The following is a 13,751-nucleotide window of genomic DNA, read 5'->3' as shown; positions in this document are numbered from 1 at the left end:
AAAAAGTCAATCGCCTCTTATCATTCCAGCGCACGATTTGTTTCCGGCTAAGCGGCTGAAAAAGCGCTATGCTCAGCGCAGAGCGGATTTAACGACGGAGAAGCGAGATGATTCAGGCAAATAATGCGGCGGTCGAAACCTTGCTGGCAGACATCGGCAGCACGCACGGTGAGCTGCTGGAGATCGTACAACAGGTGCGTCGGGTCGCCACGGCGAGCGGCAACGGCGTCACCGAATCGGTCAAATACGGCGGCATCATGTTCTCGCATAGCCAATTTTTCTGCGGCGTTTTCGCCTATCGCCACCACGTCACGGTGGAGTTCGGCCACGGCTACCGATTGGAAGATCGTTATCTCCAGCTCGAAGGCAACGGCCAGTATCGGCGGCACATCAAGCTCCACTCGCCCGACGAGGTGAAAAGCAAGCATCTGGCGGACTACATTCAACAGGCTTATACGCTGGCGACGGGCTGAACTCTCGGCATAAAAAAAGCGCCCGCAGGCGCTTTTTTCGTGGTTTGTCGTTTAGCCGATGTATTCCAGGCCGCCCATATATGGACGCAGCACTTCAGGTACCTGAATGCGGCCGTCGGCCTGCTGGTAGTTTTCCAGCACCGCCACCAGCGTACGGCCAACCGCCAGGCCGGAGCCGTTCAGCGTGTGGACCAGACGCGGCTTCTTGTCGGCTTTGCTACGGCAGCGCGCCTGCATGCGGCGTGCCTGGAAGTCCCACATGTTGGAGCAGGACGAGATCTCGCGGTAGGTATCCTGCGCCGGCAGCCACACTTCCAGATCGTAGGTTTTGCATGCGCCGAAGCCCATGTCGCCGGTGCACAGCAGCACCTTGCGGTAAGGCAGGTTCAGCAGCTGCAGCACTTTTTCCGCGTGGCCGGTCAGCTCTTCCAGGGCATCCATCGAATCTTCCGGACGAACGATCTGCACCATTTCAACCTTGTCGAACTGGTGCATGCGGATCAAACCGCGGGTGTCACGGCCGTAAGAACCGGCTTCCGCACGGAAGCATGGCGTGTGCGCGGTCATCTTCAGCGGCAGAGTTTCCTCTTCCACGATCTCGTCGCGCACTAGGTTGGTCAGCGGCACTTCCGCCGTTGGGATCAGCGCGTAGTTGCTGCTGTCGGCTTCTTCTTCCAGCGGGCGGGTATGGAACAGGTCTTCGCCGAACTTCGGCAGTTGGCCGGTGCCGTACAGCGTGGCGTGGTTGACCAGGTAAGGCACGTAGGCCTCCAGGTAGCCGTGCTGTTCGGTGTGCAGATCCAGCATGAACTGGGACAGCGCGCGGTGCATGCGGGCGATTTGCCCTTTCATCACCACGAAGCGCGAACCGGTCAGCTTAACCGCGGCGGCAAAATCCAGCCCGCCGGCCATTTCGCCCAGATCGACATGATCGCGCACCGCGAAGTCGTATTGGCGCGGTTCACCCCAGCGGGTGACTTCCAGGTTTTCGCTGTCGTCTTTACCGTCCGGCACGGCGTCGTCCGGCAGGTTAGGCAGCGTCAGGGCATAATCGCGGATCTCGCTCTGCAGCGCATCCAGTTCCGCCTTGGCGGCATCCAGCTTGTCACCCAGCTCGTTCACTTCGCGACGCAGCGGCTCGATGTCTTCCCCACGCGCTTTGGCCGCGCCGATGGATTTCGATCGGGAGTTGCGTTCCGCTTGCAGCGTTTCAGTTTCTACCTGCAGAACTTTGCGGCGTTCTTCCTGCGAACGCAGCAGATCCAGATCGAGTTTAAAGCCTCGGCGAGCCAGTTTGACGGCGACTGCGTCTAGCTCATTACGCAGCAGATTGGGATCGAGCATGCTAATCCTGTGCTTGTTGTTATTGAAAGAAGTGTTGTTGTTCTATGCGGCTGATTTATAGCCGCATAAAAGAAGAGTGATACCCGCTAACCTTACCGCAACGGCCACGCTAGCGGTAGCGTTTTGTCGGGCTATTTTGATCCTGCTCAGCCAGCCATGCCAACTTTTCGCCGATTTTCCCTTCCAGCCCGCGCGAGGTCGGTTGGTAGTAGCGCGTGTTGGCCATTTCGGGCGGGAAGTAGTTCTCGCCGGCGGCGTAGGCGTTGGGTTCGTCGTGAGCGTAACGGTATTCCGCCCCCAGCCCCATTTCCTTCATCAGCTTGGTCGGCGCGTTGCGCAAATGCTCCGGCACGTCATAATCGGCCTGCTCTTTGGCGTCGCGCATGGCGGCCTTGAACGCGGTGTAAACCGCGTTGCTTTTCGGCGCGCAGGCCAGGTAAACAATCGCCTGCGCAATGGCGCGCTCGCCCTCCGCCGGCCCCACGCGGGTAAAACAATCCCAGGCGGCGATCGCCACCTGCATGCCGCGCGGATCGGCGTTGCCCACGTCTTCAGAGGCAATCGCCAACAGACGGCGCGCCACATAGAGCGGATCGCCGCCGGCGGTAATGATGCGCGCATACCAGTACAGCGCGGCGTCCGGCGCCGAACCACGCACCGATTTATGCAGCGCGGAAATCAGGTCGTAATAACGGTCGCCCTTGTTGTCGAAGCGCGCGCTGCGCTCGCCCGACACCTCCTTCAGCAGCTCCGGCGTCAGCACCCGTACGCCTTTGGCGTCGAGCTCCGCCATGTCCGCCATCATTTCCAGGCTGTTCAGCGCCCGGCGCGCATCGCCCCCCACCAGCTCCGACAGCAGGCGGCGCGTTTCCGCCGGCAGCTCGACGTTCTGGCCGCCAAAACCGCGCGCCTTGTCGTTCATCGCCTGATCCAGCACCTGGCCGATATCTTCGGCAGTCAGCGCCTTCAACAAATAGACGCGGGCGCGCGACAGCAGCGCCGAGTTCAGTTCGAACGACGGGTTTTCGGTAGTGGCGCCGATAAAGGTGATGGTGCCATCTTCAATGTGCGGCAGGAAGGCGTCCTGCTGACTTTTGTTGAAGCGGTGCACTTCATCGACGAACAGAATAGTGCGACGGCCGGCGTCGCGGTTTTGCCGCGCCCGCTCGATCGCCTCGCGGATCTCCTTGATCCCGGAGGTCACGGCGGAGATCCGTTCGACGTCCGCCTGACCGTAACGGCCGATCAGCTCTGCCAGCGTCGTCTTCCCTGTGCCCGGCGGCCCCCATAAAATCATCGAGTGCAGCTGCCCGGCCTCGATGGCGCGCGGCAGCGGCTTGCCGGCGGCCAGCAGATGCTGCTGGCCGATATACTGCGCCAGCGTGGTCGGCCGCATACGCGCGGCCAACGGCTGGAACTCGTTCTGGGAAAAATCGAGCGACAGATTATTACTCACTTGCACCTCACTGGCGCTGGTCGTCCAGCGTCACCCCCTTCGGCGGGGTAAATTTGAATTTGGCCGGATCGGCGATGACGTTCTGCTGGCTTTTCAGCGTATAAGCGCTGCGCTGGCCGTCCTGCTCCACCGCGGCGAAGCTGCGGATGGTGCCGCTGTTGGTCACGCTGATGGCGAACTGCTTCAGGTTGCCGCTGGCGGATTTCGGCGTCAGCTCGAAATCATCGCCCTTTTGCTTCACGTTGTACTGCTTCCAGTCGCTGGCATTGTTGCGGGTGATCAGCATAAACGGCGTATTGCCGGTGGCGTTCTTCAGCCAGGTCGCCGTCACCTGCTCAACGAACGGGTTATAGAACCACAGGGTTTGGCCATCGGAGACCAGCACGCTCTCATCGGGTGACGTCATGTGCCAGTTGAACAGGTTCGGCCGCTTTACCCACAGCTCGCCTTCCCCCTGTTGCACCGCGGCGCCGTCGGCGCTGGTCACGGTTTGCGAGAAGCTGGCGTGGAAACTGTTCACCTTCGCCAGGCGACTTTGCAGATCCTGTGCGGCGTCGGCCAGCACGGAGGTAGAAGCGAATCCCGAAAGCAGACAGCAGGCAACTAACAGTTTTTTCATTATTCCAGATACCTTATGAAATGCGTTAACCGCAAGGCGGCGCCGTGCGGGTCAAATCAACCCTTTACCCCGTTACTTTACCCGAAGCCGGTGAACGGCCGGTAGGCCAATGTTCCGAGAAGAAACGGGTTTACGCTTCTTTGCACAAGGGCCGCTTAAGCGGCCCTTTCTTATTGAGTTGCAATGGCTAAACGACCATCAATCGTGCCGCGGCGGCGCCAGCACCTCGCGGTTGCCGTTGTGCCCCTGCTCGCTGACGATGCCCTGCGCTTCCATCTGTTCGATGATGCGCGCGGCGCGGTTATAGCCGATGCGGAACTGGCGCTGTACGCCGGAGATGGAGGCGCGGCGTTTATCCACCACGAAATCCACCGCCTGATCAAACAGCGGATCCAGCTCTTCGTCACCGTCCATACCGCCGCCGGCACCGCCCTCGCCGTCTTCACCGCCGCTGAGAATGCCCTCTTTATATTGGGGCCGCTCGCGCGCTTTCCAATCCTTGACCACCGCGTGCACTTCCTGATCGCGCACGAATGCGCCATGTACGCGCACCGGGATCGAGGAGTTCGGCGCCAGATAAAGCATATCACCCATGCCCAGCAAGGACTCGGCGCCCCCCTGATCGAGGATGGTGCGGGAGTCTATCTTGCTCGACACGGTAAAGGCGATACGCGTCGGGATGTTGGCCTTGATCAGGCCGGTGATCACATCCACCGACGGACGCTGGGTCGCCAGCACCAGGTGGATGCCCGCCGCACGCGCTTTTTGCGCCAGACGGGCGATCAGCTCTTCGACCTTCTTGCCGACCGTCATGATCAGGTCGGCGAATTCGTCGACCATCACCACGATGTACGGCTCTTTCTCCAACACCGGCGGCGTGATGTCCATGCTGTCGGTCGGTTTCCAGAACGGATCCGGGATCGGACGCCCCATCGCTTCGGCCTGATCGACACGTTCGTTGTAGCCGGCCAGGTTACGCACGCCCAGAGCTGACATCAGCTTATAGCGGCGTTCCATTTCGCCCACGCACCAGCGCAGCGCATTGGCGGCATCTTTCATGTCGGTGACCACGTCGGTCAACAGGTGCGGAATGCCTTCGTAAACCGACAGTTCCAGCATTTTCGGGTCAATCATGATAAAGCGCACTTCTTTCGGCGTGGCCTTATACAGGATGCTCAGGATCATGGCGTTGACCCCGACCGATTTACCGGAGCCGGTGGTACCGGCGACCAGCAAGTGCGGCATTTTGCCCAGATCGGCCACCACCGGCTCGCCGGAGATGTCTTTACCCAATACGATGGACAGCGGCGACGGGTTGTCGCGGAAGGCCGGGCAATCCAGCACCTCGCGCAGGTATACCGTTTGCCGCTTGGCGTTCGGCAGCTCCAGACCGACATAAGGCTTACCGGGGATCACTTCCACCACGCGCACCGCCGAAGTCGACAGCGAGCGCGCCAGATCGCGCGACAGGTTGGAAATGCGCGCCGCTTTAACGCCCGGCGCCAGATCCAGCTCGAAGCGGGTGATGACCGGCCCCGGCAGGATGTCCACCACGTCGGCTTTCACGCGATAATCGGCCAGGCTGGCCTCCACCAGGCGTGCTTTCTGCTCCAGCGCGAAGGAATCGACCGGCTCCACTTCTTTCGGCGCTTCGGTCAGCAGATCCAGCGTCGGCAGAGGCGTAGTCGGTTTCTGCAGCGGCTGATCGTTGCGCATCAGGAACGGGTGAATCAAGCTGTCCATCGCCGGATGCTGCTCGGCCTGAGGTTGCTGAGGCTGCTGCACCTGCGGCTGTTGCTGCGGCTGCTGATGCTGATATTGCTGCTGCCACGGCTGCTGATACGGTTGTTGCTGCGGCTGCTGGTATTGTTGAGGCTGAGGGTGCGATTGCTGAGGTTGAGCAGCCGGCGCCGCAGGCTCAAACTGGCCGAACGGCACGTCGTCCTCTTGTTCGCTTTCCAGTTCAATGCGCTCTTCAAGCTGCGGCGACAGCGTGAACATCGGCTCGCTCGGACCATCGTCCACCAGATCCGCCATCGGCGAGAAGCTGAAAGCATTGCGGGTATCGACCGGGCTGGCGGCCGGCGCCTGCGGAGCAGGCTCTTGCTGGCCATAACGCGCCTGCTGCTGCTCGGCGAATGCCTGACGCAGCGCAGCCTCTTGCCGCGCCGCTTCGTCGTCCTGCTGGTCTTCGCCGTAACGCTGGCTCTGTTGCTCGGCGAACGCTTTGCTCAGCTCAGCCTCCTGCTGAGCCTGTTCATCATCCTGCTCCGACGCGTAGCTTTCGCCGTAGCGCTGGCTTTGCTGCTCGGCGAACGCCTGGCGCAGCGCGGCTTCTTGCAGCGCCTCTTCTTCCTGCGGGTTCGCCGCCGTCAGCTGTTGAGGCTCCGCCTCTGTCTGGCGCTGTTCCTGTTCGGCCGCACGCTGCGAAGGCAGCTTGATGCCGTAGGAAGCCAGCTCGCGACGGGTCGGGATGCGCACCGGGTTCGGCCGCGGCAGCTCAGGGCCGATGCCCTGCTTAACCTGCGGATTGCCGTCGCTGGTCGCCGTGAAGGCCGGCATAAAGGTCGCCGCCGCAACGCCCGCAGCAGCGGCTGCCGCCGTATCCGGCTGCGGTTTGGCGCCGGTGGCGCTGAAACCGCTCGAACTGCCGATGTCAACGCTGTCACGCTGTGCGGCGGTAAAATCAAAGGGAGAACGCGCCGGCGGCTGCGGCGCGGCCGGCTCTTGCCAGTTGCCAAGGCGCGGCTCATCGTCATCCTGATAAGGATCGACAGGACGCGTCGCCTTAGGCGCAGGCGTTTCTTCCGGGATCTCGAAGGAATACAGCGGCGGCGTAGCGTCTTGCGCCGGCGCACTTACCGGGTGCTGATTGACCGAGGCCGGCGCGGCCGGCGCCACCGTTACCGACGGCGCCTGAGCGGCGATCGGCGCAGCAACGGGCTCGTGGATCTCTGCCTTCACCGTCGGTGCAGGCGAAGCCGCCGGCGCGCTGGGTGCGGCTTCTGCTTCAAACTCGCCATCGTCGGCGCGCAGGCCGCTGAGCAACGGATCGGCGGCGTCTTCCGCCGCCGCTTTGGCGCTTTCGGTGACCGAAGGCGCGGAGAACAGCACGTCGTCATCGGCGGCCGCAGCTCCGGCGGCGGTCGCGGCAACCGCTGCGGCGGCGCCCTTCCCTGCCTGCTCAGGCTCGACGTCAACGTAACGCTCGTCATCCTCGAAATAGCGCTCTTCGCGACGTGAGCGATTGGTCATCACCGTCGCAACGCCCAACACCGCCCCGCCGATCTTCTCGGCGATCACCAGCCAAGACCAGCCGGTAAACAGCGTCAACCCCGCCGCCCATACGCACAGCAGCGCCAGCGTAGCGCCGATGCCGTTGAACCACGGCAACATGGCGTTGCTCAGCAGGCTGCCGATCACGCCGCCGGAGGCGAAGTAATAGAGATCGTCAACGTTCAGCGCCGCCAACCCACAGGAGGTGAGCACTAACGCCAGGGTGCCGATCAGGCGCAGGGAAAGCGCGAAATAGTCGATGTAGTCTCTGTTGCTGCGTTGGCGATAAGCCGCCCAGCACAGGACCAGCATGATCGGCGGTATCGCGTAGGCGAGCACCCCGAAGGTGAAGAACAGCGTATCGGCCAACCAGGCCCCGACACCGCCGCCCAGATTGTGAATCGGCTCATGCCACGCGGTCTGCGACCAGCTTGGGTCAGACGGGTTGAAACTGACCAGCGCAGCCATGAGGTAAACGGCAAAAATCGCTACCACGATAAGCACAGCTTCCAGCAAACGCCGGCCACTGCTGAGTCTTTTCAGGGTAACTTCTTTATCTTCTGTATATTCCTGGCTCAAGAAAGGCTCTCCAGGTTCCTGTTAGCTGACATAGCAACAGCGCCGAGAAACTGCCCCGGCGCCGAAACTGTATGAATAAACAGGAGTGTAACCAATTTAATCAGGTTTTGCACCTGCACCTTACCGTGTTTTGATAACCAGACGGTTACTCTGTTTCACTTCTTCCATCACTACGTAGGTACGGGTGTCGTTAACCCCCGGCAAACGCAGCAAGGTTTCGCCCAGCAATTTGCGGTAAGCCGACATGTCCGGTACGCGGGTTTTCAACAGGTAGTCGAAATCGCCGGAAACCAGATGACACTCCTGAATCTCTTCAAGCTTCTGCACTGCCGAGTTGAATTGCTCAAACACATCCGGCGCGCCGCGGTTCAACGTGATCTCCACGAAAACCAGCAGGGACGCATCCAGATAATGCGGGTTCAGCAATGCGGTATAGCCATGAATGAAACCCTGGCGCTCGAGACGGCGCACGCGTTCCAAACATGGTGTCGGGGATAACCCCACGCGCTTCGAAAGCTCGACGTTCGAAATACGCCCATCCTTCTGCAGCTCATTCAGGATGTTGCGGTCGATACGGTCAAGATCTTTACCCGGGCGTTTCTTGTTGTCTGCCATTATTATTGTCTCTCTTATTTTCTTCCGTGCACTTGCCACACCCTAGCCAACGTCAATGTGTAAGGGTTCGTTCCAAGCGAAGACCCGATGCCTGTCATGTGCTTCTTCACTACCATCATTCCACGCCGCGCAGCCTGTCTGTCCAACTCCGCGCAGCGCCGGCAACGATGTTTCGGTCGAGAAAAAATCAGCAAACGCTTGCGCGCCCTGCTCCGCACTCCCGCTGCGTATCGTCGCCTTGCGGCGCAAATACGTACGATTTGCTGGTGTTACGGGGATAATTTCTTCTTCCTATGATGTTTTCGCAAATGCGCAGCGGATTGTCAAAGTAAAAGAAGCAAAATCAGAACAACGTACCGTCATGAAAAGTCTGCATCCCATTTTTGATTATGAATCGCTGGCTGATAAACCCCGGTCGGGAGCGGCGGAAGCCGCAGAGTGCGCCGTTTTTGCACGGTTGGCGATTCGCTGGCCGAATGCGGCTTTGATAAGTTAAATTTCTGCGTTCGACGACCGATTTACCGACAACGGATGCATTAATAGGCGACAACTATCATACAAATCGTTAACAACGTCGCCCGGCGCTTTTTTTACTGCGCCATTTTCCCTACAATCGGCTTCATTGTCCGCCATTGTGGAATAAAGAGGTTATTCATGGGCACGGCTAAACATAGCAAATTACTGATTCTGGGTTCCGGCCCGGCCGGTTACACCGCCGCCGTCTACGCGGCGCGCGCCAACCTGAACCCGGTGCTGATCACCGGTCTGGAACAAGGCGGCCAGCTGACCACCACCACCGAAGTGGAAAACTGGCCCGGCGACGCCGAAGGCCTGACCGGCCCGGCGTTGATGGAGCGCATGCGCGAGCACGCGGAGAAGTTCCAGACTGAAATCGTCTTCGACCACATCAACAGCGTCGATCTGCAGCAGCGTCCGTTCCGCCTGTTCGGCGACAGCGGTGAATACAGCTGCGACGCGCTGATCATCGCGACCGGCGCCTCCGCCCGCTATCTTGGCCTGCCTTCCGAAGACGCGTTCAAGGGCAAAGGCGTTTCCGCCTGCGCAACCTGCGACGGTTTCTTCTACCGCAACCAGAAAGTCGCGGTGGTCGGCGGCGGCAATACCGCCGTTGAAGAAGCGCTGTACCTGTCCAACATCGCCGCCGAGGTTCACCTGATCCACCGTCGCGACAGCTTCCGTTCGGAGAAAATCCTGATCGACCGGCTGATGGAAAAAGTGAAGAGCGGCAACATCGTGCTGCACACCGACCATACGCTGGACGAAGTGCTGGGCGATGAAATGGGCGTGACCGGCGTGCGTATCCGCAGCACCAAAGCGGAAAACGAAACCCGTGAGCTGGAACTGGCCGGCGTGTTCATCGCCATCGGCCACAGCCCGAACACCGGCATCTTCGGTGGTCAGCTGGAGCTGGAAAACGGCTACATCAAGGTGCAGTCCGGCATTCACGGCAATGCGACCCAAACCACTATCCCCGGCGTCTTCGCCGCGGGCGACGTGATGGATCACATCTACCGTCAGGCGATCACCTCCGCCGGCACCGGCTGCATGGCGGCGCTGGACGCAGAGCGTTATCTGGACGGCATCGCCGGCGCAGAAGTCTGCTAAGACGTTTTCATCATCGGCAAAAAGCGGCTCTCGAGCCGCTTTTTTTGTTTCTGGGTTCAGCAATCTCTCTCTCCCATCTGTTATAGCCATATTTGCCCGCTTTATTCTTTTCAGTCTGCCGGGTCACGAGGTAACATGAGGCCTCGCTTGTTTGTCGCCGATTGCGCCAAACACTATTATTTAACAGTACGTTAACCCAGCCCGTAACAAACGGGCGCCGGCGACGCAGACGCATATCTGATGAAAAAAACCAGACAGCAACAGTTAACCCGTTGGCTTAAAACCCAGAGTTCGTTAGCGCAGCGTTGGCTGCGCCTTTCCATGCTGTTGGGGCTGTTCAGCGGCCTGCTGATCGTGGCGCAGGCGTGGCTGCTGGCCAGCCTGCTGCACGCCCTGATCATCGAACATACCCCGCGTGAGCAACTGATCCCTTCGTTTATTTGGCTGGCCATCGCGTTCGCGCTGCGGGCGCTGCTGAGCTGGCTGCGGGAACGGGTCGGTTTTCTGTGTGGGCAGGTGATCCGCCAGCGCATGCGCCGGCAGGTGCTGGATAAGCTGCAGCAGCTCGGGCCGGCCTGGATCCAGGGCAAACCGGCGGGCAGCTGGGCCAGCATCATCGTCGAGCAGATCGAGGATATGCAGGACTATTACTCGCGCTATCTGCCGCAGATGTATCTGGCGGTGTTTATCCCGCTGCTGATCTTGATCGCCGTCTTCCCGATCAACTGGGCCGCCGGTTTGATTCTGTTGGCGACCGCGCCGCTCATCCCGCTGTTTATGGCGCTGGTGGGCATGGGGGCCGCCGACGCCAACCGCCGCAACTTTGTGGCGCTGGCGCGATTGAGCGGTAACTTCCTCGACCGCCTGCGCGGCCTGGACACCCTGCGGCTATTCGACCGCGCGCAGGCCGAAACCGCGCAGATCGCCAAATCCTCCGAAGACTTCCGCAGCCGCACCATGGAAGTGCTGCGCATGGCCTTCCTCTCCTCCGGCGTGCTGGAGTTCTTCGCGTCGATCTCCATCGCCGTAGTGGCGGTGTATTTTGGCTTTTCTTACCTCGGCGAACTCAACTTCGGCAGCTATGGCCTCGGCGTAACGCTGTTTTCCGGTTTTCTGGTGCTGATTCTGGCGCCGGAGTTCTTCCAACCGCTGCGCGATCTCGGCACCTTCTATCATGCCAAGGCGCAGGCGGTCGGCGCGGCGGAAGCGCTGGAAACCTTCCTCAGCGCCGAAGGCGAGCAGATGGGCAACGGCACGCGGAAGTTGCCCGCCGATCAATCGCTGACGCTACAGGCGAACGAATTGGAAATTCTGTCGCCGAACGGCGTGTTGCTGGCCGGGCCGCTGAGTTTCACCCTGCAACCGCAGCAGCGCGTGGCGCTGGTCGGGCTGAGCGGCGCCGGCAAAAGTTCGCTGCTCAATCTGCTGCTCGGCTTCCTGCCCTACCGTGGATCGTTGACCGTCAACGGCATCGAACTGCGTGACCTGTCCGCAGAGAACTGGAGGCAGCAGCTGAGCTGGGTCGGGCAAAACCCGCACCTGCCGGCGCAAACCTTGCGCGCCAATATCCTGCTGGGCTGCCCGCAGGCCGACGAAGCGCAGCTGCAGCAGGCGGTGGAACACGCCTACGTCAGCGAGCTGTTGCCGTATCTGCCGCAGGGGCTCGACACCGAAGTGGGCGATAACGCCGCCCGCCTGTCGGTCGGCCAGGCGCAGCGCGTGGCGGTCGCCCGGGCGCTGATCGGCCCGCGCCGCTTGCTGCTGCTCGATGAACCGGCCGCCAGCCTCGATGCCCATAGCGAACAACGGGTGATGCAGGCGTTGAATGCCGCTTCGCATCAACAAACCACCCTGCTGGTGACGCATCAGCTGGAAGATACCGAAGACTACGATCAGATTTGGGTGATGGATAACGGGCGTATCGTGCAACAGGGCGATTACGCCACCCTCAGCGCCCAACCGGGCCTGTTCGCCACTCTGATCGCCCACCGCCGCGGGGAGCTTTAATCATGCGCGTGTTGCTGCCGTTTTTGGCGTTGTATCGCCGCCATAGCCTGCTGATTAGCCTGGGCATCATTTTGGCGATCGTCACCCTGCTGGCCAGCATCGGCCTGCTGGCGCTCTCCGGCTGGTTCCTGGCCGCCTCTTCGCTGGCCGGATTGGCGGGTCTGCTGACCTTCAACTACATGCTGCCCGCCGCCGGCGTGCGCGGCGCGGCGATCTTCCGCACCGCCGGGCGCTACGCCGAGCGTGTGGTCAGCCACGACGCCACCTTCCGCGTGCTGTCGCACCTGCGGGTGTTCACCTTCAGCAAGATCCTGCCGCTGACGCCGGGCGGCATCGCCCGTTTCCGCCAGGCCGACCTGCTCAACCGCCTGGTAGCGGACGTGGACACGCTGGATCACCTTTATCTGCGGGTGATCTCGCCGCTGATCAGCGCGGCGGTGGTGATCCTGGTCGTCACTTACGGCCTGAGCTGGCTGGATCCTGCACTCGCCCTGACGCTGGGCGGCATTCTGCTGCTGCTGCTGCTGCTGGTGCCGCCGGTGTTCTATCGCGCCGGCAAACCGATCGGTGGCCAACTCACCGCGCTGCGCGGTCAATACCGCACCGACCTGACCGCCTGGCTGCAGGGGCAGGCGGAACTGGTGGTGTTCGGCGCCGTCAACGACTTCCGCCAGACGCTGAACGCCACCGAACAGCGGTGGCAACGCCGCCAGTGGCAGCAGGCCTCGCTGAGCGGCAAGGCGCAGGCGCTGATGATCCTTGCCAGCGGGCTGACGGTGACGCTGCTGCTGTGGCTGACCGCCGCGGGCATCGGCGGCGATACCCAACCCGGCGCGCTGATCGCGCTGTTTGTCTTCGCCGCGCTGGCGTCGTTCGAAGCGCTGATGCCGGTGGCCGGCGCCTTCCAGCATCTCGGTCAGGTGATCGCCTCCGCCACGCGGGTCAAACAGATCATCGATCGCCAACCGGAAGTCACCTTCCCTGCCGCTGGCCCGGCCGTTGCCGATCGGGCGCAGCTCAGCCTGCAGCAGTTGAGTTTCACCTACCCCGATCAGCCGCAGCCGGTGCTGCGCGACGTTACGCTCGAGGTGGCAGCAGGCGAACACATCGCCTTGCTCGGCCGCACCGGCTGCGGCAAGTCCACCCTGCTGCAGCTGCTGACCCGCGCCTGGCGCACCGACGGCGGCAAAATTCTGCTCAACGTCGAACCGCTGGAGGATTATGATGAAACCACGCTGCGCCGAATGACCACGGTCGTCAGCCAGCGAGTGCATATCTTCAGCGATACGCTGCGGGAAAACCTGCGGCTGGCCGCACCGGATGCCGACGACGCTCGTTTGAGTGACGTCCTGCAGCAGGTGGGGCTCGGCAAATTGCTGGCCGGCGACGGCGGACTGAACGCCTGGCTCGGCGAAGGCGGCCGGCAGCTGTCCGGCGGCGAACAGCGCCGACTGGGCATCGCCCGCGCGCTGCTGCATCCGGCCCCGCTGCTGCTGCTTGACGAACCGACCGAAGGGCTGGACGCCGAAACCGAGCAGCAGATCCTGGCGCTGCTGCGCCGGCATTGTCAGGGCAAGACGCTGATTCTGGTGACGCACCGCCTGTACGGCCTGGAACATCTCGACCGCATTTGCGTGATGGACGACGGCCGGATTGTCGAACAGGGCAATCACGCGGCCCTGATGCGCCAGCAGGGCCGCTATGCCCGCTTTCGCAACCGTATCAGCAACCTGGCGCCTTAATCGGCCCGTAGAGG

The 13,751-nt window shown here is 61.6% G+C and carries 10 protein-coding genes; 5 read left to right on the top strand and 5 right to left on the bottom strand.

Annotated features, from left to right (window positions below; genetic code table 11):
• Positions 1–107 precede the first annotated feature (107 nt).
• The gene (locus tag EDY99_RS05570) at positions 108–473 is read left to right on the top strand and encodes a DUF1801 domain-containing protein (protein ID WP_123061553.1); all 366 of its coding nucleotides are present in this window, start codon (positions 108–110) and stop codon (positions 471–473) included.
• Positions 474–524: 51 nt separating this feature from the next.
• Here EDY99_RS05570 and serS read toward each other — a convergent pair whose 3' ends face one another.
• The 5 genes from serS to lrp all read right to left on the bottom strand — a co-directional run bounded on the left by serS (position 525) and on the right by lrp (position 8,362).
• Positions 525–1,817, bottom strand: coding sequence for a serine--tRNA ligase (serS, locus tag EDY99_RS05565; protein WP_123061552.1), 1,293 nt, complete (start codon positions 1,815–1,817; stop codon positions 525–527).
• A 109-nt stretch (positions 1,818–1,926) separates the two neighbouring features.
• On the bottom strand, positions 1,927–3,213 hold the full coding sequence (locus EDY99_RS05560; protein ID WP_046897122.1) for a replication-associated recombination protein A: 1,287 nt from the start codon (positions 3,211–3,213) through the stop codon (positions 1,927–1,929).
• A gap of 67 nt (positions 3,214–3,280) precedes the next feature.
• Positions 3,281–3,892, bottom strand: a complete 612-nt coding sequence (lolA, locus tag EDY99_RS05555; RefSeq protein ID WP_123061551.1) for an outer membrane lipoprotein chaperone LolA — start codon at positions 3,890–3,892, stop codon at positions 3,281–3,283.
• Positions 3,893–4,090: 198 nt separating this feature from the next.
• Entirely contained in the window at positions 4,091–7,747 is a 3,657-nt protein-coding gene (locus EDY99_RS05550; protein ID WP_123061550.1) for a DNA translocase FtsK 4TM domain-containing protein, read from the bottom strand.
• Between the two features lie 120 nt (positions 7,748–7,867).
• The gene (gene lrp / locus EDY99_RS05545) at positions 7,868–8,362 is read right to left on the bottom strand and encodes a leucine-responsive transcriptional regulator Lrp (protein ID WP_004928318.1); all 495 of its coding nucleotides are present in this window, start codon (positions 8,360–8,362) and stop codon (positions 7,868–7,870) included.
• A 55-nt stretch (positions 8,363–8,417) separates the two neighbouring features.
• Between lrp and EDY99_RS24505 the strand changes: the two genes are divergently transcribed.
• The 4 genes from EDY99_RS24505 (at position 8,418) to cydC (ending at position 13,737) form a co-directional block, all read left to right on the top strand.
• Positions 8,418–8,858 carry a hypothetical protein gene (locus EDY99_RS24505; RefSeq protein ID WP_129993320.1) on the top strand — a complete coding sequence of 147 codons (441 nt, stop codon included), beginning with the start codon at positions 8,418–8,420 and terminating at the stop codon, positions 8,856–8,858.
• A gap of 158 nt (positions 8,859–9,016) precedes the next feature.
• The gene (gene trxB, locus EDY99_RS05535; protein WP_019454557.1) at positions 9,017–9,988 is read left to right on the top strand and encodes a thioredoxin-disulfide reductase; all 972 of its coding nucleotides are present in this window, start codon (positions 9,017–9,019) and stop codon (positions 9,986–9,988) included.
• Between the two features lie 240 nt (positions 9,989–10,228).
• Entirely contained in the window at positions 10,229–11,995 is a 1,767-nt protein-coding gene (gene cydD / locus EDY99_RS05530; RefSeq protein ID WP_102948074.1) for a cysteine/glutathione ABC transporter permease/ATP-binding protein CydD, read from the top strand.
• Positions 11,996–11,997: 2 nt separating this feature from the next.
• Complete coding sequence (gene cydC, locus EDY99_RS05525) at positions 11,998–13,737, top strand: cysteine/glutathione ABC transporter ATP-binding protein/permease CydC (RefSeq protein ID WP_123061549.1); 1,740 nt, start codon at positions 11,998–12,000, stop codon at positions 13,735–13,737.
• The last annotated feature ends 14 nt before the right edge of the window (positions 13,738–13,751 follow it).

This window comes from Serratia sp. LS-1 (assembly GCF_003719595.1).
Classification (GTDB): Bacteria; Pseudomonadota; Gammaproteobacteria; order Enterobacterales; family Enterobacteriaceae; genus Serratia; species Serratia ureilytica.
This window is presented reverse-complemented; position numbering and strand designations above follow the sequence as displayed.